The organism is Streptomyces avidinii (assembly GCF_045161815.1).
GTDB lineage: Bacteria > Actinomycetota > Actinomycetes > Streptomycetales > Streptomycetaceae > Streptomyces > Streptomyces avidinii.
On the sequence record NZ_CP108863.1, the window covers coordinates 3,563,426 to 3,588,906 of the forward strand.

Annotated in this window: 24 protein-coding genes; 15 read left to right on the plus strand and 9 right to left on the minus strand. The window is 71.6% G+C overall.

The window, feature by feature from the left end; translation table 11 throughout:
- The first annotated feature begins 111 nt into the window (after window positions 1-111).
- On the plus strand, window positions 112-1,449 hold the full coding sequence (locus tag OG373_RS15520) for a M14 family metallopeptidase (RefSeq protein ID WP_397729351.1): 1,338 nt from the start codon (window positions 112-114) through the stop codon (window positions 1,447-1,449).
- 72 nt (window positions 1,450-1,521) lie between these two features.
- Here the strand turns inward: OG373_RS15520 and OG373_RS15525 are convergent, their stop codons facing one another.
- Both OG373_RS15525 and OG373_RS15530 read right to left on the minus strand, forming a co-directional pair.
- Window positions 1,522-1,947 carry a RidA family protein gene (locus tag OG373_RS15525; RefSeq protein WP_405438913.1) on the minus strand — a complete coding sequence of 142 codons (426 nt, stop codon included), beginning with the start codon at window positions 1,945-1,947 and terminating at the stop codon, window positions 1,522-1,524.
- The gene (locus tag OG373_RS15530; RefSeq protein WP_405438915.1) at window positions 1,944-2,696 is read right to left on the minus strand and encodes an IclR family transcriptional regulator; all 753 of its coding nucleotides are present in this window, start codon (window positions 2,694-2,696) and stop codon (window positions 1,944-1,946) included. The genes OG373_RS15525 and OG373_RS15530 overlap by 4 nt, the downstream gene beginning before the upstream one ends.
- A 190-nt stretch (window positions 2,697-2,886) precedes the next feature.
- Here OG373_RS15530 and OG373_RS15535 point away from each other — a divergent pair, with 190 nt between their 5' ends.
- The 3 genes from OG373_RS15535 to OG373_RS15545 are packed head-to-tail and all read left to right on the plus strand — an operon-like array spanning window position 2,887 to window position 6,810.
- Window positions 2,887-4,179, plus strand: coding sequence for an amino acid deaminase (locus OG373_RS15535; protein ID WP_405438917.1), 1,293 nt, complete (start codon window positions 2,887-2,889; stop codon window positions 4,177-4,179).
- Between the two features lie 10 nt (window positions 4,180-4,189).
- The gene (locus tag OG373_RS15540; protein ID WP_405438919.1) at window positions 4,190-5,770 is read left to right on the plus strand and encodes an amidohydrolase family protein; all 1,581 of its coding nucleotides are present in this window, start codon (window positions 4,190-4,192) and stop codon (window positions 5,768-5,770) included.
- Between the two features lie 23 nt (window positions 5,771-5,793).
- The gene (locus OG373_RS15545; protein WP_405438921.1) at window positions 5,794-6,810 is read left to right on the plus strand and encodes a YdcF family protein; all 1,017 of its coding nucleotides are present in this window, start codon (window positions 5,794-5,796) and stop codon (window positions 6,808-6,810) included.
- Window positions 6,811-6,928: 118 nt separating this feature from the next.
- Here the strand turns inward: OG373_RS15545 and OG373_RS15550 are convergent, their stop codons facing one another.
- The gene (locus OG373_RS15550; protein ID WP_405438923.1) at window positions 6,929-8,275 is read right to left on the minus strand and encodes a carbohydrate-binding protein; all 1,347 of its coding nucleotides are present in this window, start codon (window positions 8,273-8,275) and stop codon (window positions 6,929-6,931) included.
- A 170-nt stretch (window positions 8,276-8,445) separates the two neighbouring features.
- On the opposite strand from OG373_RS15550, the gene OG373_RS15555 reads away from it, so the two are divergent.
- On the plus strand, window positions 8,446-8,631 hold the full coding sequence (locus OG373_RS15555; protein ID WP_397729358.1) for a hypothetical protein: 186 nt from the start codon (window positions 8,446-8,448) through the stop codon (window positions 8,629-8,631).
- Window positions 8,632-8,723: 92 nt separating this feature from the next.
- Here the strand turns inward: OG373_RS15555 and OG373_RS15560 are convergent, their stop codons facing one another.
- Window positions 8,724-9,743 carry a LysR substrate-binding domain-containing protein gene (locus tag OG373_RS15560; protein ID WP_405438925.1) on the minus strand — a complete coding sequence of 340 codons (1,020 nt, stop codon included), beginning with the start codon at window positions 9,741-9,743 and terminating at the stop codon, window positions 8,724-8,726.
- 106 nt (window positions 9,744-9,849) lie between these two features.
- On the opposite strand from OG373_RS15560, the gene OG373_RS15565 reads away from it, so the two are divergent.
- Window positions 9,850-10,302: a nitroreductase/quinone reductase family protein gene (locus tag OG373_RS15565; RefSeq protein WP_405438927.1), complete on the plus strand. Its 453-nt coding sequence runs from the start codon at window positions 9,850-9,852 to the stop codon at window positions 10,300-10,302.
- A gap of 75 nt (window positions 10,303-10,377) precedes the next feature.
- Here the strand turns inward: OG373_RS15565 and OG373_RS15570 are convergent, their stop codons facing one another.
- Window positions 10,378-10,929: a GNAT family N-acetyltransferase gene (locus OG373_RS15570; protein ID WP_405438929.1), complete on the minus strand. Its 552-nt coding sequence runs from the start codon at window positions 10,927-10,929 to the stop codon at window positions 10,378-10,380.
- Window positions 10,930-11,149: 220 nt separating this feature from the next.
- On the opposite strand from OG373_RS15570, the gene OG373_RS15575 reads away from it, so the two are divergent.
- Window positions 11,150-11,467, plus strand: a complete 318-nt coding sequence (locus tag OG373_RS15575) for a hypothetical protein (protein ID WP_405438931.1) — start codon at window positions 11,150-11,152, stop codon at window positions 11,465-11,467.
- 165 nt (window positions 11,468-11,632) lie between these two features.
- Here the strand turns inward: OG373_RS15575 and OG373_RS15580 are convergent, their stop codons facing one another.
- Window positions 11,633-11,845, minus strand: coding sequence for a hypothetical protein (locus OG373_RS15580; protein ID WP_052873304.1), 213 nt, complete (start codon window positions 11,843-11,845; stop codon window positions 11,633-11,635).
- Window positions 11,846-12,342: 497 nt separating this feature from the next.
- On the opposite strand from OG373_RS15580, the gene OG373_RS15585 reads away from it, so the two are divergent.
- The 3 genes from OG373_RS15585 (at window position 12,343) to OG373_RS15595 (ending at window position 14,932) form a co-directional block, all read left to right on the plus strand.
- Window positions 12,343-13,554 (plus strand): pyridoxal phosphate-dependent aminotransferase, encoded by a 1,212-nt coding sequence (locus tag OG373_RS15585; RefSeq protein ID WP_405438933.1) that lies wholly within the window; start codon window positions 12,343-12,345, stop codon window positions 13,552-13,554.
- 122 nt (window positions 13,555-13,676) lie between these two features.
- Complete coding sequence (locus OG373_RS15590; RefSeq protein ID WP_397729365.1) at window positions 13,677-14,069, plus strand: hypothetical protein; 393 nt, start codon at window positions 13,677-13,679, stop codon at window positions 14,067-14,069.
- Between the two features lie 209 nt (window positions 14,070-14,278).
- On the plus strand, window positions 14,279-14,932 hold the full coding sequence (locus OG373_RS15595) for an RDD family protein (protein WP_405438935.1): 654 nt from the start codon (window positions 14,279-14,281) through the stop codon (window positions 14,930-14,932).
- A gap of 42 nt (window positions 14,933-14,974) precedes the next feature.
- Here the strand turns inward: OG373_RS15595 and OG373_RS15600 are convergent, their stop codons facing one another.
- On the minus strand, window positions 14,975-15,400 hold the full coding sequence (locus tag OG373_RS15600; protein ID WP_405438936.1) for a hypothetical protein: 426 nt from the start codon (window positions 15,398-15,400) through the stop codon (window positions 14,975-14,977).
- Between the two features lie 143 nt (window positions 15,401-15,543).
- Between OG373_RS15600 and OG373_RS15605 the strand changes: the two genes are divergently transcribed.
- The 4 genes from OG373_RS15605 (at window position 15,544) to OG373_RS15620 (ending at window position 20,114) form a co-directional block, all read left to right on the plus strand.
- A complete protein-coding gene (locus tag OG373_RS15605; RefSeq protein ID WP_405438938.1) occupies window positions 15,544-16,638 on the plus strand; it encodes a hypothetical protein in 1,095 nt (364 codons plus the stop codon).
- Window positions 16,635-17,819: a toxic anion resistance protein gene (locus OG373_RS15610; protein ID WP_405438940.1), complete on the plus strand. Its 1,185-nt coding sequence runs from the start codon at window positions 16,635-16,637 to the stop codon at window positions 17,817-17,819. The genes OG373_RS15605 and OG373_RS15610 overlap by 4 nt, the downstream gene beginning before the upstream one ends.
- 113 nt (window positions 17,820-17,932) lie before the next feature.
- Window positions 17,933-19,516 carry a substrate-binding and vWA domain-containing protein gene (locus tag OG373_RS15615; protein ID WP_405444064.1) on the plus strand — a complete coding sequence of 528 codons (1,584 nt, stop codon included), beginning with the start codon at window positions 17,933-17,935 and terminating at the stop codon, window positions 19,514-19,516.
- Window positions 19,503-20,114, plus strand: coding sequence for a hypothetical protein (locus OG373_RS15620; protein ID WP_405438941.1), 612 nt, complete (start codon window positions 19,503-19,505; stop codon window positions 20,112-20,114). The genes OG373_RS15615 and OG373_RS15620 overlap by 14 nt, the downstream gene beginning before the upstream one ends.
- Before the next feature lie 113 nt (window positions 20,115-20,227).
- Here the strand turns inward: OG373_RS15620 and OG373_RS15625 are convergent, their stop codons facing one another.
- Window positions 20,228-22,066, minus strand: a complete 1,839-nt coding sequence (locus OG373_RS15625; protein WP_405438943.1) for a phosphoenolpyruvate carboxykinase (GTP) — start codon at window positions 22,064-22,066, stop codon at window positions 20,228-20,230.
- A gap of 220 nt (window positions 22,067-22,286) precedes the next feature.
- Between OG373_RS15625 and OG373_RS15630 the strand changes: the two genes are divergently transcribed.
- Window positions 22,287-23,000 carry a hemolysin III family protein gene (locus OG373_RS15630; protein WP_397729373.1) on the plus strand — a complete coding sequence of 238 codons (714 nt, stop codon included), beginning with the start codon at window positions 22,287-22,289 and terminating at the stop codon, window positions 22,998-23,000.
- Window positions 23,001-23,055: 55 nt separating this feature from the next.
- On the opposite strand, the gene OG373_RS15635 is transcribed toward OG373_RS15630, so the two are convergent.
- Window positions 23,056-25,410, minus strand: a complete 2,355-nt coding sequence (locus OG373_RS15635; protein WP_405444066.1) for a galactose oxidase-like domain-containing protein — start codon at window positions 25,408-25,410, stop codon at window positions 23,056-23,058.
- Window positions 25,411-25,481 lie beyond the last annotated feature (71 nt).

Below are 25,481 nucleotides of genomic sequence, written 5' to 3' on the forward strand. Positions count from 1 at the left end.
GGTGGCCGGATCGGTTCGGCCGACACAGCGTGTCCTTGACCGGGACATGCCACGAGAGCACGCTGTGCGCGTCCGCACGGCTACCCCCACACTCCCGACCCAGGAGAACGCATGCGGCTCCATACCCGCCGAAGGGCCGCCGTCACGGCGGCCCTGCTGGCGCTCGCGCTGGGCGCACCCGCCTACGGCATGAGCGCGACGGCTTCCCCTCCGCCCACTCCTTCGACCGCCACCCAGGACGAGGCGATCGTCCAGTACCGGATCCACGGCCCCTCCACCGCCGCCGACCGCACCGCCCTGCTCCGTACGGGCGTCTCGATCGACGAGGTCGACGACCACACCGTCGTGGTCAGCGCCGACACCATGCAGGCCAGGAAGCTCAAGGAGCTCGGCTACCGGCTGACGGCCCTGCCCGGGCCCCCGGACCGCTCGCTGCCCGGTATCGCGGCGAGCCCGATGGACTTCCCCTCGGCGGACTCGAAGTACCACAACTACGCCGAGGCGACGGCGGAGATCAACCAGCTCGTCGCGCAGTACCCCGCGATCGCGAGCAAGCGGGTGATCGGAAAGTCGTACCAGGGTCGGGACATGTTCGCCATCAAGATCAGCGACAACGTCGCGACGGACGAGGCCGAGCCCGAGGTGCTCTTCACCGCCCACCAGCACGCGCGCGAGCACCTGACCGTCGAGATGGCCCTCTACCTGCTCAAGGAGTTCACCTCCAAGTACGGCAGCGACTCCCGGGTCACGGGCGCCGTCAACGGCCGCGAGATCTGGATCGTGCCGGACCTCAACCCGGACGGCGGCGAGTACGACATCGCCACCGGCTCCTACCGCTCCTGGCGCAAGAACCGGCAGCCGAACTCCGGCTCCTCGTACGTCGGCACGGACGAGAACCGCAACTGGAACTACAAGTTCGGCTGCTGCGGCGGCTCCAGCAGCAGCAAGAGCTCCGAGACCTACCGGGGCGCGTCCGCCGAGTCGGCGCCCGAGGTGAAGGTCGTCGCCGACTTCGTACGCAGCCGGGTGATCGGCGGCAAGCAGCAGATCAAGGCCGCCATCGACTTCCACACCTACAGCGAGCTCGTCCTGTGGCCCTTCGGCTACACGTACAACGACACCGCACCGGGCCTGACCGCCGACGACCTCGCCGTCTACAAGAAGATCGGCACCAGCATGGCGGCCAGCAACGGCTACACGCCGGAGCAGTCGAGCGACCTGTACATCACGGACGGCACGATCGACGACTGGCTGTGGGGCAACCAGAAGATCTTCTCCTACACCTTCGAGATGTACCCGGAGAGCGGCGGCGGCGGCTTCTACCCGCCGGACGAGGTCATCGACCGCGAGACCGCGCGCAACAAGGACGCGGTGCTCCAGCTGCTGGAGAACGCGGACTGCATGTACCGCTCGATCGGCAAGGAAGCCCAGTACTGCGCGGCGCCGTGACCGTGTGCGGCGCGTGAAAGGGGGCGCCCCACCGCCAGGGGGGCGCCCCGCCCGCATGTCCGGCGGCCGGCCTCAGCCGAGGACGGCGAGGGCGTCGATCTCGATGAGCAGCCCGGCCGGCAGGCCCACGTACACGGTGGTGCGGGCGGCCGGGGCCTCCTTGAGCCCCTGCTCCTCGAAGTAGGCGTTGTAGATGCCGTTCATCTCGGCGAAGTGCCCGGTGTCGGTGAGGTAGACGCGGATCATCATCACGTCGTCCCAGCCCGCGCCGCCGGCCTCCAGCACGGAACGGACGTTCTCCAGCGTCTGCAGGGTCTGCTCGCGCAGCGTGGGCCCGGCGGGGGTGGGCGGCTGCCCGTCGACGTGCGGGAGGAAGCCGACCTGGCCGGCGACCTGGAGGATGTTCCCCTTGCGCACGCCGTGCGAGAACCTCGCGGGCGGGGTGGTGTGGGTGTCGGGCGTGATGGCGGTCTTCCCGGGGACGTTCTGCTCGCTCACGTGCTCTCCTGTGCTCCTGAGTAGTCCTGGCTGATGGCTTCGGCGGTACGCAGCACCTGCGGCAGCAGTTCGAGCAGCCCCTCGGCGGCGAGGACCACACCGGGCGCGGACACCGACAGCGCGGCGACGACCCGCCCGTCCGGCCCGTGCACGGGCGCCCCCAGGCAGTTGATGGACTCCTCGTGCCCGCCGAGATCGGTGGCCCAGCCCTGCTCCCGTACGAGCTCCAGCTCGCGCAGGAAGGCCGCCGCGTCCGGGGTCGAACGGGCGGTGTAGCGCGGGTACTCGATCCGATCGGCGAGGGAGCGCCGCTCGGCCTCGGGCAGGTCGGCGAGGAGCAGCTTGGCGACGGCGGCGACCGTGAGGGGTACGGGCCTGCCGATGCGCGAGTACATGCGGACCGGGTAGCGGCTGTCGACCTTGTCGACGTACACGACCTCGTCGTCCTGGTGCAGGGCGAGGTGGACGGTGTGCCCGGTGGCCCTGTTCAGCTCCACGAGGTGGGGGTGCGCGATCTCCCGGACGTCCAGGTTCTCGATGGCCTCGGCGGCGAGCGCGAAGAGCTGTGCGCCGAGGCGGTAGCGGCCGTCGGGCCGGCGGTAGACGAGGCCGTGCGCGTGCAGGGTGCGCAGGAGGCGCAGCGCGGTGCTCTTGTGCACGCCGAGCGCGTCGGCGACCGCGCCGAGGCCGGCGGGGCCCCCCGCCAGGACCGGCAGAATCCTGAGCGCGCGCTCCACCGACTGGCTCATGCCGCGTCCTTTCGTGACCGTCACTGCGAACACCGGCTCCGCCGGCGCTCCGGGCTCCGCCCGGACCCCGCGCCTCAACCGCCGGCGAGGCTGGATCTTCCGCACGTTGACCCGCCGTCACCGGGGATGTTAGACAGCGTGCAGCGGCACACGCAATGACCGTTGCACATCGCGCAACCCGGAGGTACGTATGGCCAGCGACAGCGACCCCGTCAAGGACCTCGCCGACGAACCGGTCGACCACCGGTTCAAGGGCCTCCCCCCGGACGCCCAGGCGCACGGCCTCACCGTCGGTCAGCTCGCCGCCGAGCGCCGCGACCTGCACACCGGCGGCTTCACCACCCCCGTCCTGACCCTCGACGCGGACGCGCTGGAGCACAACCTCACCGCGCTCGGCACCTACGCCGCCCGCCACGACCTGGCCTTCGCCCCGCACGGCAAGACCTGCATGTCCCCCCAGCTCTTCCGGCGCCAACTGGAGCACGGCGCGTGGGGCATCACCGCCGCCGTCCCCCACCAGGCCCGCGTCTACCGCGCCTTCGGCATCCAGCGGATCTTCCTCGCCAACGAGCTCGTCGATCCGGCCGCCCTGCGCTGGGTCGCGGACGAGCTCGCCGCCGACCCCGGCTTCCGCTTCGTCTGCTACGTCGACTCCGTGCGCGGTGTCGAGCTCATGGACCGCGCCCTCCAGGGCCGGACACCGGCCGCCCGCATCGACGTCGTCGTCGAGCTCGGCGCCGGCGAAGGTGCCCGTACGGGGGTGCGTACCGACGAGGACTGCCGTGCCGTCGCCGACGCCGTCGCCCGGACCACCACCCTGCGCCTCGTCGGCCTGGGCGGCTACGAGGCCGAGGTCCCCGGCGCCGACCCGGACTCCGTCCACGCGTACCTGCGCCGCCTCACCGCCCTGGCCGTCGAGTTCGACAAGGCGGGCCGGTTCCCGGCGGACCTCGACGAGATCGTGGTCAGCGCCGGCGGCTCCGCCTGGTTCGACGCGGTCGCCGACGTCTTCGCCGAGCTCCCGGAGCTCTCCCGCCCGGTCCTCAAGCTGCTGCGCTCCGGCGCGTACGTCTCCCACGACCACGGCTGGTACACCCGCCTGACCCCCTTCAACCGGCACCCCGACGAGGGCGGCCTGCGCCCGGCGTTCCGGCTGTGGACCCAGGTCGTGTCCCGGCCCTCCGCCACCCAGGCCTTCGTCAACGCGGGCAAGCGCGACATCGCCTACGACCTGGGCCTGCCCGAGGCCGAGCTGGTCCGCGACGCCCTCACCGGCGAGGAGCGCCCCGCCACCGGCGTCCGCGTGGTCAAACTGTCCGACCAGCACGCCTGGCTGGAGACCGACTCGGCCGAGGACGTGCAGGTGGGCGACTGGGTGGCGCTCGGCATGTCGCACCCCTGCACGATCTTCGAGAAGTGGCCGCTGATCCCGGTCGTGGCGGCCGACGGCACCGTCACCGACTACGTCCGCACCTTCTTCTAGGCAGCGGCCGGTGGACCTGGTCATCCGGGGGGCCCGCGTCGTCGACGGCACGGGCGGGCCCTCCTGCACCGCCGACGTCGGCGTCCACGAGGGCCGGATCGCCGGGATCGGCAGGCTGTCCGGGGGCCGCGAGACCGTCGACGCGCACGGCCTCGCCCTCGCCCCGGGCTTCGTCGACATGCACGCCCACAGCGACCTCGCGCTGCTCCGCGACCCGGACCACGGCGCGAAGGCCGCACAGGGGGTGACCCTCGAAGTCATCGGCCAGGACGGCCTGTCGTACGCGCCCGTCGACGAGCGCACGCTCGGCGAGGTGCGGGCCGCGATCGCCGGCTGGAACGGCCCCGGCGACGACATCGCCTTCGACTGGCGCACGGTCGGCGAGTACCTCGACCGGCTGGACCGCGGCTTCGACGGCGAGGGCATCGCGGTCAACGCCGCCTACCTCGTCCCCCAGGGCACGGTCCGCGCGTACGCCCTCGGCTGGGACGACCGCCCGGCGACCGCGGCCGAGCTGGACCGGATGCGGCAGCTCGTCGCCGACGGCCTGGCCCAGGGCGCCGTCGGCCTGTCCTCCGGTCTCACCTACACCCCGGGCATGTACGCCACCGGCGCCGAACTGACCGAGCTGTGCCGGGTCGTGGCCCGGTACGGCGGCTACTACTGCCCGCACCACCGCAGTTACGGCCACGGCGCGCTGGCCGCCTACGCCGAGATGGTCGCGCTCACCCGGGAGGCAGGCTGCGCCCTGCACCTCGCGCACGCCACGATGAACTTCGGCGAGAACCGGGGCCGGGCCCCCGAACTGCTCGCCCTGCTCGACGCGGCCCTGGCCGACGGCGCCGACATCACCCTCGACAGCTACCCGTACACCCCCGGCTGCACCACCCTCGTCGCGCTCCTCCCCGGCTGGGCGAACGAGGGCGGCCCGGAGGCGGTCCTCGCCCGGCTGCGCGACGGCACCCAGGCCGAGCGGATCCGCCGCGCGCTGGAGGTCGAGGGCTCCGACGGCTGCCACGGGGTGCCCGTCGACTGGTCGACGATCGAGATCTCGGGCACCGCCGACCCCGCCCTCGCCCCGTACGTGGGCACCCGCGTGGCCGGCTGGGAGACCGCCCGCAGGCTGCTGCTCGAGGACCGGCTCGCGCCGACGATCCTCCAGCACGTCGGCCACGAGGAGAACGTCCGGGCGATCATGCGCCACCGCGTCCACACCGGCGGCTCCGACGGCATCCTCCAGGGCGCGAAACCGCACCCGCGCGCCTACGGCACCTTCCCCCACTACCTGGGTCACTACGTCCGCGAACTCGGCCTGCTCTCCCTGGAGGAGTGCGTGGCGCACCTGGCCGGCCGGCCCGCGGCGCGCCTGCGGCTGCCCGACCGGGGCCTGGTCCGCGTGGGGTACCGCGCCGACCTCGTCCTCTTCGACCCGGACACGGTCGCGGCCGGGTCCACGTACGAGCGGCCGCGTGTGCTGCCGACCGGTATCCCGCACGTCCTGATCGACGGACGCTTCGTGATGCGCGACGGACGCCGGACGGACGTGCTGGCCGGACGGTCCGTGCGCCGAACCGCCCGCGATCTTCGGTAAATCCGACATCTACGATGGTCGGCATGGTCGCCTTCGCCCTTGCCGCCCTGCTGTTCCTCGCGTTCTGCGTAAGCGTCCGGCAGGACCGGCGACGCTTCAGCAACGCCGTGCTGTTGGGGCTGACTTTCCTCAGCCTGTTCTCCGCCGTGTTCCTCCAGGTCGGCAAGCTGCCCACCTGGGCCGCCGTCACGGTCGTCGTGCTCGCCTTCGCCTCACCCGCGTTCGCCACCCTGGTCCTGGGCGGCTACCTCGTCCGCAACGGCATGATCATGATCCGCAAGGAGGGCTTCCGGCCGGCCAACCTGCTGTCGATGCTCGCGGGCCTCGCGATCTTCGCGCTGATCGCGCTGCTGGTCCTCGTCGGCGTGGTCGGCTCCCCGCTCCTCGGCGGCATCGCCGGAACGGTCACCGTGGTCGCCGGCTACGTCTCCTTCGTCTTCTTCTGCTTCCTCGGCTACGCCTTCCTCTACGGGCGGATCAAGGTGCGCGGCGACGTCGACCACGTGGTCATGCTGGGCTCGGGCCTGGTCGGCGGCGACCGCGTGCCGCCGCTGCTGGCCTCCCGCCTGCGCAAGGGGCAGCAGATCTACGAGGCCCAGCTGGCCCGGAGCGGCCGGCCGCCGGTCCTCCTCGTCTCGGGCGGCAAGGGCTCGGACGAGAAGGTCGCCGAGGCCCGGGCGATGGCGGACTGGCTGATCGCGCAGGGCGTGCCCGAGCAGCACGTCGTGCTGGAGGACCGCTCCACCACGACCGAGGAGAACATGCTCTTCAGCCGGGAGATCATGACGGCCCACGACCCGGCCTACAAGTGCGTGGTCGTCACCAACAACTTCCACGCCTTCCGGGCGGCGATGCTGGCCCGCAAGACCGGCGTCAACGGGCAGGTGGTGGGCTCCCCCACCGCGAAGTACTACTGGCCGAGCGCCACCATCCGCGAGTTCGTCGCGGTCTTCTGGGAGCACCGGATCGTGAACCTGTCGATCTGCGCACTGCTCACCGTCTTCGGCGCGCTCGGCACTCTGGCGGCGGTCCTCGTGTGACCCGCGCGCACGCGGAGGTGCCGTGACTCCCCCCTTGGCAGTCACGGCACCGGTCCGCGCGCGGGACCGGGCAGGGGCCGGGCCGAGCGGGCTCTGCACCCGCCGCACCGCTACGCCGCTACACCCGCTGCCAGAGCGCCGGGACGTTCGGCGGCTCCCAGCCCGTCTGGGCCTGGTGCCCCTGGATGCAGCGGTAGGTCGCGCCGCCGTGGGTGACGGTGGCGCCGGCCGCGTAGACGGTGCCCGCCTTCCACGTGCCGCCCGGCTCGGGCTCGCCGGGACCGGGGCCCGGGCCCGGGTCGCTGCCGCTGACCTTGAGGGTGAGGCCGTACGCCGACAGGATCGGGTTCAGCGGCTGGAAGAAGGTGGTCCCGCCGCTGGAGCAGTTGCCGGAACCGCCCGAGGTGACGCCCTGCGCCTGGCTCCCGGAGATGTAGGAGCCGCCCGAGTCGCCCGGCTCGGCGCAGACCGTCGTACGGGTCACGCCGGAGATGGTGCCCTCGGGGTAGGTGACGCTCGTGCTGTGCTGCTGGATCGTGCCGCAGTGCCATCCGGTGGTCGATCCGGAACGGCACACCGAGGCGCCGACCGGCTGCAGCACCGAACCGGTGACCTGCACGTTCGCGCCGCCGCCCTTCACGTAGGGGGTCGCCGTCCACTGGGTGTTGGCGGCCACCCAGGCCATGTCGTTGCCGGGGAAGACCGAGGCCTGGAAGGAGCCCTGGGCGACCTGGTTGAAGCCGCTGGTGGTGGTCCCGGCGCGGCCGCAGTGCCCGGCGGTGGCGAAGCCGTTCGTGGAGCCCTTGGTCACGGGGAAGCCCACGGAGCAGCGGCCGCTGCCGTTCATGTAGTACGCGTCGCCACCGCGCAGGTCGTACAGCGGGCGCGGGGCCTCGGCCGTACGGACCACCGTGACCCGGGCGGCGTCGGTCCCGGTGGCGGCCAGGAGCGCGGCGGCCGCCCCCGCCTCGGTCTCCTCGACGACCAGGGTGTTGGAGCGCGGGTCGACGTAGCGGACCGGGGTCGCGGGGCCGGCGGCCCGGTCCAGTGCGGCCCGGTCGGCGTCCAGGTCGGCCAAGGCGCGGGTGACCAGTTCCGCCCGGGCTCCGGTGGCCCGTATCGCGGCGGTGTCGGCGGCCCGGGTGGTGGCCACGGTGAGGGTGCCGGCGTCGGCCCCGTCCACCCAGGCCCCGGCGAAGGCGGGGCCGAGCCGGTCCCTCAGCCGGGCGGCGGTGGCACCGGCCTCGGCCTCGTGGGCGAGGCGCGCCCTGGCCTGCGTGGGGGTCAGGCCGAGGTCGCGCTGCATGGCGGCGAGCAGCTCGGGCGGGGCGTCCGCGGTGCGCAGGGTGGCCGCCGCGGAGGGTGCGGCGGGGGCGGAATCGGCGGTGGCGCCGCCGGTCCCGGCCAGCAGCAGCCCGGCGGCGGCCAGGGCGGTACACGCCGCGCGGGCGTGTCGCTTGAGCATGGGGGATCTCCTCGGTTTCCGGTGGGGGGTCTGCGGAAACCGTAGAAATCCGAACCGCCTTGCGGGAGCTGCCGGTTGGCCCCTCCCCCGGTGTTATGCCCGCGGTCGAGGTGCGTTCATGGGGCGGCGGTCGGAGGATGGGGCCAGGGGAAAACCGTAGGAGGTACGCGATGGTCAGTGAACCCGACGAGCAGCCCACACGGTCGGACCGGCTCTTCACGGGCGGGGAGCGACCGTACGACCCCGAGGACCTCGTGATGGCGACGGGCCACGACCCGACTCCGGAGCGGGTCGAGAAGGCTCGGCTGCTGATCGAGAAGGAGGGCCCGCAGGTCATCGAGCGCTATCTGCCGTAGGTGCCCGGTACCCGGGTCACTCGGGTACCCCCGCACCCGGCCACGCCGGTACGAGCCGGTACTCACCGGTAGTCGCCGGTGCCCGCTTGTACTCAGGTACGGCCCGCGGCTTCAGCGCGACAAGGATGCTGCCGAAGCTCCGCCCCGGGGTCGCGCCCCGGGGCGGGGTCGTCCGCTGTCCGCAGACCCGGCGGCAGACCGCCGGCCGACCCGGCCAGCGCCTGCGCGTGCGCGGCCCGGGCGTGCTCCAGTACCTCCGCGGCCCGGGCCGCCGCGCGCGCCGCGGGATGCCACCCCAGCAGGTGCCGCCACATCAGCGGAGTCCGGGCGAGCGGCCTCGTGACCACCCCCGGCGTCACAGGGAAGGTGGCCCGGCACAGTCCGACGGCCCGCCCCACCTGCACCAGGTGCACGCAGGAGGCGGTGTCGGTCTCGTAGACGCATGCGGGCGTGAAACCGGCGCGCACGCAGGCCGCGGCGAAGCAGTCGCCGAAGCAGCCGTCGCCGGGGACGTCCGTCCAGGCCTCGGCGGCCAGCTCGGCGAGCTCGATCTCCGCGCGCGGGGCCAGGGCCAGCGGATGGTCCTCGGCGAGCATCACGTGCACGGGGTCGCGCGCCACCTCCATCCACGCCAGCCGCCCCGGCTCGGGCGGCGCGCTCTCCCCGCAGACTCCGACCATCGCGAAGTCCAGCCGCCCCTCGGCGACGCTCCCGGCGATGTCCCTCTCGGACCAGGAGGTGTACGTGGTGACGGGTACGCCGGGTTCCCGGCGCGCGAGCCGGTCCACGAGCCCGCCGAGCAGTGGCCCGTGCGTGCCGCCGAGCCGGTAGCCGGGCGTCCCCTGCCGGGCGAATCGCCGGGCGTCCTCCTGCAGCTCGCACACCGCGGGCAGCAGCACCCTGGCCCGCTCCAGCACCAGCTCCCCGAGCGCGGTGGCCCGTACGCCCTCGCGGCCGCGCACGAACAGGGTCCCGCCCAGCGCGCGCTCGATGCGCTTCAACTGCGTACTGAGCGCGGGCTGCGCGAGGCCGAGCGCGGTGGCGGCCCGGGTCAGGCTCCCGGCGTCGGCGACGGCCCGGACGATCTTGAGGTGCCTCAGCTCCAGATCCATGCGACGAGCTTGGTCCAGACCTGTAGGCATGCGCTACGGGTCGGGCGCATCCAGAATCGTTAATGCTCGTTAGCCACAGGGGGGACACAACCCTAAGGACAGGAAAATGCACGTACTCGACGTCGATTGGGAGCACCCCACCGACCCGCGCCCCGGCCCACGGCTCGACCACGTCCGTGCCTACGTGACCACCGCCGGAGCCGACGGGCACCTCTGGCACGGGGTCCCCACCCTGCTGCTCACCACGCTCGACCGCGACAGCGGCCGCACCCTGCGCACCCCGCTGATCTACTGCGAGGACGCGGGCCGCCACCTCGTCCTGGCCTCCGCGTACGGCGCCCCGGAGCACCCCCGCTGGTACCGGAACCTCACCGCCCACCCGGAGGTCCGCCTCCAGGTCGGCGCCGCCTCCTTCATGGCGCAGGCGCGCACCGCCACGCCCGGGGAGCGGGAGATGTACTGGGAGATGCTGACGGCCCTGTGGCCCCCGTTCGAGGACGACCGCGCCGCGGCCCGGCCCCGCGAGATCCCACTGGTGATCCTGGAACGCACGGGCTGACCACCGCCCGCACACGTCCGGAACCCCGAGACGCCTCGGGCACTCCCGGGCGCTCCCGGGCACTCCCGGGCACCCTCAGAGCGTGGCCGCGGCGACCGCGCTGTACGTGCGCCCATCCACGACGAACTCGCCCAGCGGGACCATGCCGAAGCCGTCGACGTGCACCTTCCAGGACGGCACGTTCCCGGCCTCGATGAAGGCGACCACGGCTTCCGCGCGCTCCGAGGCCGCCGACACCGCCATGGTGAACAGCGCCCGTGCCACGCCGCGCCCCCGGTAGGCGGCATCGACCACGACCGGCCCGTAGAGCAGCCACCGCGCCTCGGCCAGCGGCCGCCCCTGCCACTCCAGGGTGGCCTGCGCCCGGAGCAGACCCGCGACCGGCGGCGGCGGATCGGCCGGAGCCGCGGGCGGGGAGAGCGCGAGGAGGCCGGCGATCCGGCCCGCGTCGTCCGCGACCAGCAGCTCGCGCGCACCGGCCATCGCCCGCAGCGCGCCGACGTCGAGCCGACCCTGCACGAACCCCTGCTCCGCCCGCTGCCGTTCGGTCAGCGCGTCATGGTGGTTGGCGGCGAAGAGCTCCGCCATGGCGGGCGCGTCGGCCTCGGTGGCATACCGGTACTCCATCCCGCGATCGTGCCACGCCGCCACTGCCGGGCCCCGACCCCGACACCGAAGCCTCCGGGTGACAGCACCACGCATCGCCCCCCCCCCCCGTTGACGCCAGCGCCCCGCAGCCACAAGGCAGCCACCCTGCATTGAACACGTTCAAATCATCTGACAGGATGGCTGCAGACGACCCCGCCCGACCGGCGGGGAGCGGATCCGGTCCGGAGGTCAGTGCGCCATGGTCATCGCCTTGCTTCTCTTCGTGATCCTGGGTGTGATCGTGACCCTCCTCCCGGGCGCGCTCCTGGGGTACGGGTGCGTCGCGGCGAGCGGCAGCATGTCGCTCGGAGCCAGGATCGCGCTGGTGCTGTTCACGGCCGGGGCCTCGGCGGCGACGTGGCTGATGCTCGTAGGGATCTCGCACATGTGGCGGCCGGCCGCCGCGATCCTGTCGTTCACCGCGACGGCCGCCTCGGGAGCCCTGTTCCTCACGATCGACGCCTACAAGCGCCGCGCACCCCGCCCCCCGCACCCCGCGTGGCAGGTCCGGAGCTGAGACCGCACACGGCGCGGGCCGAGCCTCATCCGTTGCGGGTGGGGGTGGGGGCGGGCGGGCGGCGTCGGTGACGTTCGGGGCGGCTTCGGTGGGCGGGAGCCGCCCCGAACGTCACCACCCCCGCCCGACCGCACCCCCGCCGCACCCCCACCCCCGAAGCCCCCCTCAGAGGTACTCGCGGGCGAATTCCACCGCCCATTCCACCGCGGCCAGCGGGACGCTGCCCGAGTCGGGGGCTATGGCGAGGCGGGCCGACTCCCAGTCCTGGTCGTGGTCGCGGAAGATCGCGAAGTGGCCCTCCTCCACGACCCCTTCCGGCCTGACCAGGAACTCGATCGCCCGGTCGTCGCCATCCGTGCCGACCGTGGCGATCTCCATGTCACCGACTACGAAAACCACTGTCTCGCGCCCCTCAGTTGCCGCCGTTCAGGACCACCGGCATGAGCGGGCCCATGAGGACCGCCCCCGCCACCATCAGGACGCCCGCCGCGGCAACGATGACCGTGCCGACCCGGCTTCCCGCTCGCCCTGGTGCATGCCTCCAGCCTCCACCGCGGCACGGGCGCCCGCATGAGTGCGCGTACTCATCCCGCGTACTCATGCGGCGTACTCATGCCTCGTACCGACGTCCCGTACTCATGCGGCGTACCCGGCGCTGCCGATCTTCCGCGGCACCCGGGGTGACGAGCGCAACACCATGCGCTCCCATCTGCCCCCACGTCACCCATTCCGCAGGTCGGGACGTGGGCGCGACCCCGGATTCCAAGGGGGGACCGCACCCCCACCCACCCATTGCCCGAAGTGGGACAAATCGACCCCGGGTCTCTCTTCGAAAACACACGTCACGCTCGCACCCGGGCCCGTAAGCTCCCGTCATGCAGGTGATCCAGTCAACCAAACTCGCCAATGTCTGTTACGAGATCCGCGGCCCCGTGCTCGAAGAGGCGATGCGGCTCGAAGCAGCAGGTCATCGCATCCTCAAGCTCAACACGGGCAACCCCGCGGCCTTCGGCTTCGAGTGCCCGCCGGAGATCCTTGAGGACATGCTCCGCAACCTGGGCACGGCCCACGGTTACGGCGACGCGAAGGGGCTGCTCTCCGCGCGCCGCGCGGTCATGCAGCACTACCAGACCAAGGGCATCGACCTGGACGTCGAGGACATCTACCTCGGCAACGGCGTCTCCGAGCTGATCCAGATGTCGATGCAGGCACTGCTCGACGACGGCGACGAGGTCCTGGTCCCCGCACCGGACTACCCGCTGTGGACCGCCTCCGTCTCCCTCGCCGGCGGCACGGCCGTGCACTACCGCTGCGACGAGCAGTCCGACTGGATGCCCGACCTCGCCGACATCGAGCGCAAGGTCACCGATCGCACCAAGGCGATCGTCATCATCAACCCGAACAACCCGACCGGCGCCGTCTACGACGAAGAGATGCTGCGCGGGCTGACGGACATCGCGCGCCGCCACAACCTGGTCGTCTGCTCGGACGAGATCTACGACCGGATCCTGTACGACGGCGCCGTGCACCACAACACCGCCGCCATCGCCCCCGACCTGCTGACGCTGACCTTCAACGGGCTCTCGAAGAACTACCGCGTCGCCGGCTACCGGGCCGGCTGGATGGCGGTCTGCGGCCCCAAGAAGCACGCCTCCTGCTACATCGAGGGCCTCACGGTCCTGGCGAACATGCGCCTGTGCGCGAACATGCCCTCGCAGCACGCCGTGGCCACCGCGCTCGGCGGCCGGCAGTCGATCGAGGACCTGGTCCTGCCCGGCGGGCGGATCCTGGAGCAGCGCAACGTCGCGCACGACCTGCTCACCCAGATCCCGGGCGTCACCTGTGTGAAGCCGAAGGGTGCGCTGTACGCCTTCCCCAAGCTGGACCCGTCCGTCTACAAGATCAAGGACGACCGGCAGATGGTCCTCGACCTGCTGCGGGCCGAGAAGATCATGGTGGTGCACGGTACGGGCTTCAACTGGCCCGAGCCCGACCACTTCCGGATCGTGACCCTGCCGAACGCCAAGGATCTGGCCGACGCGGTGACCCGGATCGGCAACTTCCTGGACGGTTACAGCCAGGTGTAGTCGCGTACGTGCGGTCTCGCCGGTGTCCATCCGGCGAGACGCACCCCCAACAACAGGATTCAGCTCAACTTTAGAACCAATCCAATGTAGGATGGTCTCCTGACCACGCAGGAGGCCACCTCATGTACGAGCCGATCCGCACGAAGCCGGTCGTCCACCGCATGGGCGCTACCCCAGCCGACTACCCGCACAGCAGCCGCGCCGAAGCTCTGGACATCCAGCTCGCCGGCCACCTCGCCGCCCTTCTCGCCGTCACCGACGAGCTCGGGCTCGACGAGGGCGCCGCCGAGATCGCCGCACAGGTCGCGCGACTGCGCGGGGCCCAGCCCGCCCGCGCGCCGCGGCACTCCGCCGAGGACGCCGCCGCGCTGCACCAGCGCGCCCATGACCTCGCCGCCCGCGCGCTCCTCGTCGCCGCGTCCCGTGCCGACACCACCGTCGCGATCCTCGCCGCCGAGCGCATGGACGCGCACGCCGCCGCCCTGACGTCCTCGGACCTGGCCGGCGCCCTCTAGACGGCCCCGGTCCGGGGCCGCGGAGGCTCCGGACCGGGTGCCACGGTCCCCCGCGCGAGCCTGCGGCGGGGGCGGAAATTGGACAGATTCCGGTGCTCCGAACACGATGAGGGCTGAAAGATCGCGGCAGTACGGGGGAGGCCGCTCCACATGGTCAATCTCCCCTGCTCCGCTTCGTCCCCGTTCGAGCATTCTGGAGAGATTCGCCCATGAGCTTCGGCGACCCGAACAATCCGTACGGCCAGCAGCCCCCGCAGGGCCAGCCCGGCCACCCGCAGCAGGCCCCGCAGGGTGTCCCGCCGCAGTACGGATACCCCCAGCAGCCGCCCCAGGGCGCCGTCCCGCAGTACGGCTACCCGCAGCAGACGCCGCCGCCGTACGGTGCCTACCCGACGCCGGGCATGCCCGCGCCGGGCATGCCGGGCTCGGGGATGCCGCCGCTGGCCCACTGGGGTCTGCGCGTCGGCGCGTACCTGCTCGACCTGCTGATCATCCTTGGCCCGATGTACGCGCTGATCGGTATCGGCGCGGCCGTCGCCACCGACGAGTCGACCGAGGCGATCGCCGGCATCCTCAGCCTGCTCGGCATGCTGTACACCCTCGGCATGGCCGTCTTCCAGCTGTACAAGGAAGGCACCACCGGCCAGTCGATCGGCAAGAAGATCGTGGGCATCAGCCTGCACCGTGAGACCGACGGGTCCACAATCGGCTTCGGCATGGCGTTCGTTCGCAAGCTGGCGCACTTCCTGGACGGCGCCGCCTGCTACATCGGCTACCTGTGGCCGCTGTGGGACGAGAAGAAGCAGACCTTCGCCGACAAGGTGTGCAGCACCGTCGTCATCAAGGTGAACCAGAACGGCTGATCGCCACATTGTGAGGACCGGTGGCGACTCCCTGCCGAGGGATCACCGGGCCGCCCGCGCGAACTCCGCGCCGGCGACCCCGCACCAGGGCACCGTCGCCACCGGCCACACCGGGCCGACCGCCTCCCCGTACTCGGTCGCGCCCGGGGCCACGCCCGGGAGCTTCACCAGCGCCTGCGCGGCCCGCCCGCCCGGGTCCGCTTCGGCGCGGTCGCGGAACTCCACCGTGACGACGTACGCGCCCGGTCCCTCGGCCCGGCCCGTCGCCTCCACGGCGGCCACCACCCGGCGGCTCGCCGGATCGATTCGGCACCCGGTGACGCGTACGTCCTCCACCGCCGCCCGCGGCGGTGCCTGCGGCGGATCGCCGCCGCTCGCCCACACGTACAGAGCCAGCGGGGCGAACACCAGCAGCCCGGCCACCGTCACCAGGCCGACCAGCCAGCCCTGCCACTTCAACGCGCTCACGCCCATGCCCCGATCCTCCCGGGCCGCCGCCCGGCCCACCAGCACCCGAGGGCCCACACAGCATTTCGAAGTGGGACCGCCTGGACACCTGACGTTCATTCAACTCCTCGCGGAATGTGGGTTTCCGCGAGCACGCTGCACCCGTGAGACGCATCCTAGGAATCGTCCTGGGCCTCCTCCTGATCGGCGGCGTGCTCTACGTCGTCGCGTTCCAGGGGCAGGATCACCCAGAAACCACGGCAACGAAGACCGTGCGTGGCGTCATCGGCTCGGAGAAGTCCGAATTCTTCCGCGACCCCGACGTCGTCAAAGCCCTTGCCGCCAAGGGCTACACCGTGAAGGCGGAGACCTCCGGCTCCTGGGCGATGGACCAACTCGCCCTGAAGGAGTTCGACTTCGCCTTCCCCAGCAGCAGTGAACCCGCCAAGGAGGTCGCGGCCGCCGCCGGGCTCAAGGGAGCCCAGGAGACCAAGCCCTTCTTCTCCCCGCTCGTCGTCATCGCCCGGCCGGGCGCCGCCAGGGTGCTGGCCGACAACGGCCTCGCCAGGATGACCGGCAAGAACTCCGGGACCCTGCTCATGGGCCCCTTCCTCAAGGCCGCCGGTGAGGACCGCACCTGGCAGCAGCTGCCCGGCTCCGCGGCCCACGCCGAGCTGACCGGCACGGTGTTCATCAAGACCACCGACCCGGCCTCCTCCAACTCCGGCGCCCTCTTCCTCGCCGCCACGTCCAACGTCGCGAACGGCAACACCGTGGTCGCCGACGACGCCGGCATCGCCCGCACCGCACCCCTGATGCGGAAGCTGATCTCCGTTCAGGGCGCGCTGGAGCCCAGCACCGACGACCCCTTCCGGGCGTTCATCAGCGGCAGCGGCGAACCGCTGATCCTGGTGTACGAGTCCCAGGTGGCCTCGCTGCTGCTCCAGCACCAGGACCCGGGCGACATGGTCGTCCTCTACCCGGACACCACCGTCAACTCGGCGCACACCTTCGTGCCGCTGACGGAGCGGGCGAAGGAGCTGGGCACCCTCCTCGCCACCGATCCGAAGCTGCGCGAACTGGCCGTGCTCCGCGGGTTCCGCCCGCAGGAGGGCGTGGCCGAGTTCGCTGCCGCGACGACGCCGCACACCGCCTACCTCAACACGGGTCTGACCGGCATCCGCCAGGTCGGCACACCCACCGTCAAGATCCTGATGGCGCTGGCCCAGCGCGCCAAGGGCCAGGGGGACACGCCATGACACTGACACCGCCCGAGGACACGTCCTTCCACCTGAGCCCTCCGGAGCCCGTCGCCCCCGTACGCAGGGAGCAGGCCGCCGGCCTGGTCCCGCTCCAGGACGGCGTCCGTGAGGAGATGGCCCGCCGGGCCGGGGAGTACGTCGGCTCGCTCGCCGCGATCGACGCCCGCTCCCCCGAGTTCGCCCAGCGCATCGGCGAGATAGCCGGACTCGGCTCGGCCGACATCCGCACCGCCGCCCAGCAGTCCAACCGGATGCTGGAGCGGGCGGTGCGCTCGCTGGGCTCCGACGGCGGGGGCGACGCCCAGGCCCGCGTCGCCGGGTCCCTGGTCGAGCTGCGCCGCACCGTCGAGGACCTCGACCCGCGGGACACGCCGGGCAAGGGCATCAAGGGGATCCTCTCGAAGCTGGGCGGCAACAGGTTCCGCGACCACGTGGCGAAGTACGCCTCCTCGCAGGCGACCCTCAACAAGATCGTGGGCTCGCTGCGCAGCGGCCAGGACGAGCTGCGCCGCGACAACGCGGCCCTGCACACCGAGCGCTCGCGGCTGTGGGAGACCATGGGCAAGCTCCAGGAGTACGCCGTCCTCACCGAGGCCCTGGACGGTGCCGTGGAGCAGCGGATCGCCGAGGCGGAGCACACCGATCCGCAGGCGGCCGACGCGATGCGCGCGGACGTGCTCTTCCCGGTCCGGCAGAAGCACCAGGACCTGCTGACACAGCTGGCCGTGTGTGCGCAGGGCTACCTGGCGATGGACGTGGTCCGGCGCAACAACGACGAGCTGATCAAGGGCGTCGACCGGGCCGCCACCACGACCGTGTCGGCGCTGCGGATCGCCGTGATGCTGGCTTCGGCCCTCGACAACCAGCGCAAGGTGATCGAGCAGGTCAACGCCCTGAAGGGGACCACGGAGGAGCTGATCCGGGGCAACGCGGAGATGCTGTCCTCGCAGAGCGGCGAGATCCAGCGGATCGCGGCCGACCCGGCGGTGGGCGCGGAGACGCTGCGGACGGCCTTCGCGCAGATCTACCGGACGCTGGACGCGATCGACGCGTTCAAGGTGCAGGCGACGCAGAACATGGCCGCGACGGTGGAGTCGCTGGCCGGGGAGCTGCAGACGGCGTCGGCGCATCTCGCGCGGACGCGGACCGCCGGTGCGCTCGACGGGGGCTCCCGGTGAGGCCGCTGCGCGGAGCCTCTCTCCGCTCGACACCTTCCCCGTCCCCCGGGCTCCGTCCGGCCCTGCGGCCCGGGCGCCGGCGGAGCTGGATCGGCTTGGCGCTCGCCGGGCTGATGGCCGCGACGGGCTGCACCGCCGACGGGCCCGCCGAGCCCGCGGAGTCGACGTACAAGGAGGGCCACCTGCGGGTGCTGGCCTCCAGTGAGCTCAGCGACATGGAGCCGGTGCTGAAGGCCGCCGAGGCGGCCACCGGCGTCCGTGTCGAGCTGACCTGGTCCGGGACGCTCGACGCCGCCGAGCAGGTCGCCTCGGGGACCGCCGACGGCAAGTACGACGCGATCTGGCTCTCCTCCAACGACTACCTGCGGCTGCGGCCGGAGGCGGCCGGGAAGCTCTCCAGCGAGACGCCGGTGATGTCCTCGCCGGTCGCGCTCGGGGTGAAGCCGGAGGCGCTGGCCCGGCTCGGCTGGAAGCCCGGGGAGGTGACCTGGCCGGCGGTGCACGAGGCCGTCGCCGCCGGGAAGCTCACCTACGGGATGACGGACCCGGTGCGCTCCAACTCCGGTTTCTCGGCGCTGGTGTCGGTGGCCTCGGGGCTGTCGGGCGCGCAGGCGGCACTGAGCGACGCGGACGTGAAGGCGGCCGCGCCGCGGCTGAAGGAGTTCTTCGCCGGGCAGAAGCTGACCTCGGGCTCCTCGGGCTGGCTCGTCACGGCCTACGCCAAGCGCGGGGACGTGGACGCGCTGGTGAACTACGAGTCGGTGCTGCTGTCCATGAACCGGGAGGCGAAGGGCGCCGGGGCTCCGCTGACGGTGATCCGGCCGCGCGACGGTGTGGTCACCGCCCACTATCCGCTGACGCTGCTGACCTCGGCCCCGGCCGGGGCCCGTGATGCGGGGCGGGCGCTCACGGAGTACCTGCGCGGTCCCGAGGCGCAGAAGGCGATCACCGAGCAGACCTTCCGCCGCCCGGTGGCGGCCGGGGTGGCTCCGGCCGCGGGGCTGGACGCGGAGAAGCGGCGCGAGCTGCCCTTCCCGGGTTCGCGTTCGGTCGCCGACGGGTTGCTGGCCTCGTACGAGAACGAGCTGCGCCGGCCCTCGCGGACGGTGTACGTCCTGGACACCTCGGGGTCGATGAGCGAGGAGGACCGGATCGGGCGGTTGAAGTCGGCGCTCACCGACCTGACGGGCTCGGGCAGTTCGGGCACCGGGCAGCGGTTCCGGGACCGCGAGGAGGTGACGCTGCTGCCCTTCGGGTCCAAGGTGAAGAAGGTGCGCACGCACATCGTCGAGCCGGGGAATCCGGGTCCGGCCCTGGACGCGATCCGGGGGGACGTGAAGTCGCTGGAGCCGGACGGGGGTACGGCGGTGTACGGCAGTCTGGAGGCGGCGTACCAGCACCTCGGCAAGGGCGGTGCGGACGCCTTCACCTCGATCGTGCTGATGACGGACGGCGAGAACACCGAGGGTGTCGGGGCGGGGCACTTCGACTCCTTCTACGCGGCCCTGCCGCCGGCGCAGAAGCAGACGCCCGTCTTCGCGGTGCTGTTCGGGGACTCGGACCGCAAGGAGCTCACCCACATCACCGAACTGACCGGCGGGCGGCTCTTCGACGCCACCGGCACGGGGGTCCCCCCAGCGGTAGCTGGGGGCGGTTCGCTGGCCGGAGCCTTCGAGGAGATCCGTGGCTACCAATAGGGCGCGCCGGATGCTCGGTCACCTGGAGTCGAGGAAGAACCTGGCGGGCTCCGCCTGTGGCGTGGTCGGGCTGGGCCTGACCCTCGCCGGGGTGGCCGGCGCGTACTGGCCGGTGGTGATCGCCGGGCTGTACGGGGCGGGCGCGCTGATCGCCCCGCCGGAGCGGGTGGCGCCGCCGCCCTTCGACCCGAGCGAGGAGGTCGGCGCGCTGCGCGCGGACTTCACGCGGCTGAAGGAGTACCTGGGCGAGGTGGAGCTGCCGACGACGGCCGGGGCCAGGTGGGAGGGGCTGCTGGAGCTGTACGGGGCGCTGCTGGAGCCGGGGTGGGTGGCGGAGGTCCTGGCCACCGAGCCGGAGGCGGTGCACGCGCTGTCGCGGGCGATCCGGCGGGACGTGCCGGAGTGCGTGGACAGCTACAACCGGACCCGCTGGTGGGACCGGCTCACTCCGGGCGGGGAGTCGCCGGAGCGCCATCTGGAGCGGCAGCTCGACCTGTTGTACGAGGAGGCGGAAAGAGTGACGGCGGACCTCCGCGAAGCAGAGGCCCGCCGTCAGCAGACGCACACGGCCTACCTGGAGGAGCGCGGACGCTCTTGAGGTCGGTCATGTGCTGCGGTGGGAACCGCTTGGTCGGGGGCTCCCACAGCGGTGGGCGCCGCTTGGTCGGGGGCTCCCACGTTCAATGGCCCTTCTTCAGGGCGTGTCCCGGCTCAGCCCAGGCGCTCCACGAGTGCGTGGTACTGGTCCCACAGCTCCTTGGGAGTGTGGTCGCCGTAGGTGTTCAGGTGCTCGGGGACCAGGGAGGCCTCGTCGCGCCAGACTTCCTTGTCGACGGTGAGGAGGAAGTCGAGGTCCTCGGCCGGGAGGTCCAGGCCGTCGAGGTCGAGGGACTCCTTGGTCGGCAGGATGCCGATGGGGGTGTCGACGCCCGCGGCAGTGCCGTCGAGGCGGCCGACGATCCACTTGAGGACGCGGCTGTTCTCGCCGAAGCCGGGCCACACGAACTTGCCCGCGTCGTTCTTGCGGAACCAGTTCACGTAGTAGATCTTCGGGAGCTTGGACTGGTCCTTGCCCTTGGCGACGTCGACCCAGTGGCCCATGTAGTCGCCCATGTTGTAGCCGCAGAACGGCAGCATGGCGAAGGGGTCGCGGCGCAGTTCGCCGACCTTGCCCTCGGCGGCGGCGGTCTTCTCGGAGGCGATGTTCGAGCCGATGAAGACGCCGTGGTTCCAGTCGAAGGACTCGGTGACCAGCGGGACGGCGGAGGCGCGGCGGCCGCCGAAGAGGATCGCGGAGATCGGGACGCCCTTGGGGTCCTCCCACTCGGGGGCGATCGTCGGGCACTGGGCGGCGGGGACGGCGAAGCGGGCGTTGGGGTGGGCGGCCGGGGTCCCGGACTCCGGGGTCCAGGCGTTGCCCTTCCAGTCGATGAGCTGGGCGGGCGCCTCTTCGGTCATGCCCTCCCACCACACGTCGGAGCCGTCCGGGGTGAGCGCGACGTTGGTGAAGACGGTGTTGGCGTACATGGTCTTCATGGCGTTGGCGTTGGTGTGCGCGCCGGTGCCGGGGGCGACGCCGAAGAAGCCGGCCTCGGGGTTGATCGCGTAGAGGCGGCCGTCCTCGCCGAAGCGCATCCAGGCGATGTCGTCACCGACGGTCTCGACGGTCCAGCCGGGGATCGTGGGCTCCAGCATGGCGAGGTTCGTCTTGCCGCAGGCGGAGGGGAAGGCGGCGGCGATGTACTTCGCCTCGCCCTCGCCGGCCGGCGGGGTGAGCTTGAGGATGAGCATGTGCTCGGCGAGCCAGCCCTCGTCGCGGGCCATGACGGAGGCGATGCGCAGGGCGTAGCACTTCTTGCCGAGGAGGGCGTTGCCGCCGTAGCCGGATCCGTAGGACCAGATCTCGCGGGTCTCCGGGAAGTGCGAGATGTACTTGGTGGTGTTGCAGGGCCACGGCACGTCGGCCTCGCCCTCGGCGAGCGGAGCGCCGAGGGTGTGGACGGCCTTGACGAAGAACCCGTCGGTGCCCAGCTCGTCGAGGACGGGCTTGCCCATGCGGGTCATGGTGCGCATGGCGACCGCGACGTAGGCGGAGTCGGTGATCTCGACGCCGATCGCGGAGAGCTCGGAGCCGAGGGGGCCCATGCAGAACGGGACGACGTACATCGTCCGGCCCTTCATGGAACCACGGAAGATACCTTCCTGCCCCGCGAAGATCTCCTTCATCTCGGAAGGGGCCTTCCAGTGGTTGGTCGGGCCCGCGTCCTCCTCCTTCTCGGAGCAGATGAAGGTCCGGTCCTCGACGCGCGCGACGTCGGAGGGGTCGGAGGCGGCGTAGTAGGAGTTCGGGCGCTTCGTCTCGTCGAGCTTCTTGAACGTTCCCTTGGCTACGAGCTCCTCGCACAGGTGCTCGTACTCGCCCTCGGAGCCGTCGCACCAGACGACGCGGTCCGGCTGGGTGAGGGCTGCGATCTCGTCCACCCAGGAGATCAGCTCTGCATGCTTGGTGGGAAGAGTCGAACTGGTGGGAGCCGCGTTGTCGCGCGCCACGATTGCTCCTTGTTGAGGGGTTTGTTTGGTGTAGGCCCCGTGGGGGCTGCGACCCGGACGCTTCGCGCTCCGCTCATCCGGTGTCGACCGCACTCATCTGATCATCCGGTGCATGTGCGCATATGTCCAGAGGGCCTCTCACGTGAGCATCGCCACGTCCGTCAATCTTCCGTAAAGAGCACTGACGGAAACCTACGGACCCGTAGGTAGCATGGCGCGCATGACTTCTGATGCCGCCGACGTCCCGGCCACCGAGGCCACACCGGTAGTCGAGGCCCTGGAGGCGGCCGAGACCGCCCTGGAGGAGAAGCCGCTGCTGCGCGGCTGGCTGCACCTCGGGATGTTCCCCGCCGTGGTCGTCGCGGGCCTGGTGCTCATGGCCTTCACGGACTCCACCCGGGCACGGGTCGCCTGCGGGGTGTACATCCTCACGGCCTGCCTGCTCTTCGGCGTGAGCGCGGTCTACCACCGCGGTACCTGGGGACCGCGGGGCGAGGCCATCCTGCGCCGGCTCGACCACGCCAACATCTTCCTGATCATCGCGGGCACCTACACCCCGCTGACCGTCCTGCTGCTGCCCCCTTCCACCGGGCGGACCCTGCTGTGGGCGGTGTGGATCGCGGCCGCCGCCGGTATCGCCTTCCGCGTCTTCTGGGTCGGCGCACCGCGCTGGCTCTACACCCCCTGCTACATCGCCATGGGCTGGGCGGCGGTCTTCTTCCTGCCCGACTTCATGCGCACCGGCGGGATCGCCGTTCTGGTCCTGGTGATCGTCGGCGGCCTCCTCTACAGCGTGGGCGGGGTCATCTACGGCATGAAGCGGCCCAACCCCTCGCCCCGCTTCTTCGGCTTCCACGAGGTCTTCCACTCCCTGACGCTCGCGGCCTTCGTGGCCCACTACGTCGGCATCTCGCTCGCCGCGTACCAGCACTGAGCCCGGGGAAGGGGCCCGGCCGCAGAATCGCGGCCGGGCCCCTTCCTGCTTGCGTTCAGCAGGCGTATCCGTCGCGGTCGGGGTCGAGACGCAGCGGATCACTGCCGTTGACCTTCAGTCGCTTCGGGTACGTGTGGGCGGCCAGCCAGTCGCAGCGGGCCTTCGTCGTCCCCTTCACCTCGGCCGGGAAGGCGGTCGGCACGCACACGTTGGCCGTGCCGTAGTGCCGGTCGCAGCCGGCCACGCTCGGCGCGACCGGGACCGAGTCCCGCTTCGCAGGGTTGTCCTTGGCCGGTCCCGGCCCGTTCGCGAAGGAGTGCTCGTGCGCGGCGGGCTGCTCCTGGGCGGCGGCCAGTGCGGACGGGCCGCCCAGGTGCACCCAGGTCGCGATCGAGGGGACGCCGTTCGCGTCGACCGCGAAGAGCATGTACCAGCCGGGCGGCGCCAGGTTGGGGTTGCTGGTGACATTGAGGTCGATGTTGTTGCCGTCAACGGTCATCGGCAGGTCCACGAACCGCTGGTTCGGGTCCGAGGAGTGGGTGACCGCCGCCGGACGGATCAGCTCCGCCCTCGCGATCGGCCGGTTGACGGTGATCCGCTGCGTGTCCCCGTACACCCACTGCGTGTCGATCACCGAAGTGATCTGCGGGCGGGCGCCCTTGAAGAGATAGGGCGGGGTGTAGATCGACACGTTGTGGTTGTACGTCCCGTTGCCCGGGTTGTCGCCGACCGACATCACCCGGCCGTCCGGCATCAGGAACGACGCCGAGTGGTAGGTCCGCGGGATCGGGTCGGTGGCCAGGCCCGCCTGGTAGGTGTTGGTCGTCGGGTCGAAGAAGGAGGCCTCGAAGACCGGGTCGGCCCGGTCGTGCAGCCCGCCGCCGGTCTCCAGCACCTTCCCGTCCGGCAGCAGCACCGCCGACACGAACATCTTGCCCTCGGCGCCGGTCTGCGGCCGCTTGCCCTGGCCCTGGTCGACCAGGCCCTGCGGGATCGGCGGGCCGGCCGTGTAGGCGGGGGCCGGCTGCTTGAGGTCGATGATGTCGGTGAGCCGGTTCGCCGCCGGGTTGCGTTCGTTGTTGCCGCCGCCGATGGTCAGCACCCGCTGGTCCTGGGCCGGGGGCAGCAGCACGCTCGCCGACTCGTCCCGCTCGTCCTTGTTCCGCAGGCCCGGCACGTCGGTGATGGTGTTGGCGTCGTAGTCGTAGATCGAGGCACCGGTGCCCGGGGTGCCGTTGCCGAAGGTGTGGCTGCCCGAGTAGAAGAGCCGCCCGTCCTGCATCAGGATCATCGACGGGTACAGGCCCCAGTACGACCAGGTCTGATTGACCTCGTTCATCGGCAGCCACTTGTTCTGCGCCGCCGAGAACTTCTCCGCGGTCACGTTGCCCGTCGAGTCCTCCTTCAGCCCGCCGAAGGAGATCACGTCACCGTTGCCGAGGATCGTCGCCGACGGGTACCAGTGCCCGCCGTTCATGTCGTTCGTCCTCGTGTACGTCTCGGTCGCCGGGTCGAAGGTGTACGAGTCCTTCAGCCCCTGGTAGCCGATCGAGCCGTCGGCCGACGGGTACCCCTTGTTGCCGCTCATCACCAGCACCCGGCCGTCCGCCAGCTGCACGTGGCCCGCGCAGAACATGTCGACCGGGGTCGGGATCACCTTGAAGGACCCGTTCGCCGGGTCGTACACGGCGGAGGTGAAGGTGCCCGCGTTGAACTGGGCGATGTCGTTGCCCGAGCCCGCGATCAGCAGCACCTTGCCGTTCTTCAGCACGACGGCGTGCATCGACCGCACCGGGTTCTTGGCCGGGATCACCTCCCACCTGCCCTTGGCGCACTCCTCCGTCGTACCCGAGCAGACCGGCTGCGGCGGGGCGGCGCCCACCTCCTCCAGCGCGTAGTCGTCGGTGGTGAGCGTGCCCACCCCGTAGACCGACAGCCCCCATGCGATCTTGTCCGTATGGGGCGGGACGGCCGGCGTACGGACCTCCGTACGCGCCCAGGCCGCGCTGACGGGCGGGTTCTGCAGGTCGGTCCAGTACTGCCAGCCCGCCGTCGTGTCGTGGCGGAACACGGTCACCGACACATCCGGGGTGTTCGACTTGTACCAGGCGGACAGGTCGTACTGCCGGCCCGGCGTGACGCCCGGGGCGCAGGTGGCGTTCTCGGTGACCAGGGCCTTGCGGTCGCCGTCCACGCGGCGGGTGAGCGAGACCTTCATCGCCTTGGTGCCGCTGTGCGCGTCGGCAACGGTGGCGAAGGTGAAGTCGTTGTCGCCCCAGCCGGACCTGGACCAGCAGGACGGCATGTCGGAGCCGGCGGCGCCGGCGGTCTCGAAACTCGGGTTGGAGAGCAGATTGGGCGGACCGGCCGTGGCCTGCTGCGGTGCGGTGAGCAACAGGCCCGCGGTCATCGCCCCGACGGCGAGCAGGGCGGCCCTCCGCCGGATGGTCAGACGCATGGAAAGGTTCCCTTCTGTGCGGC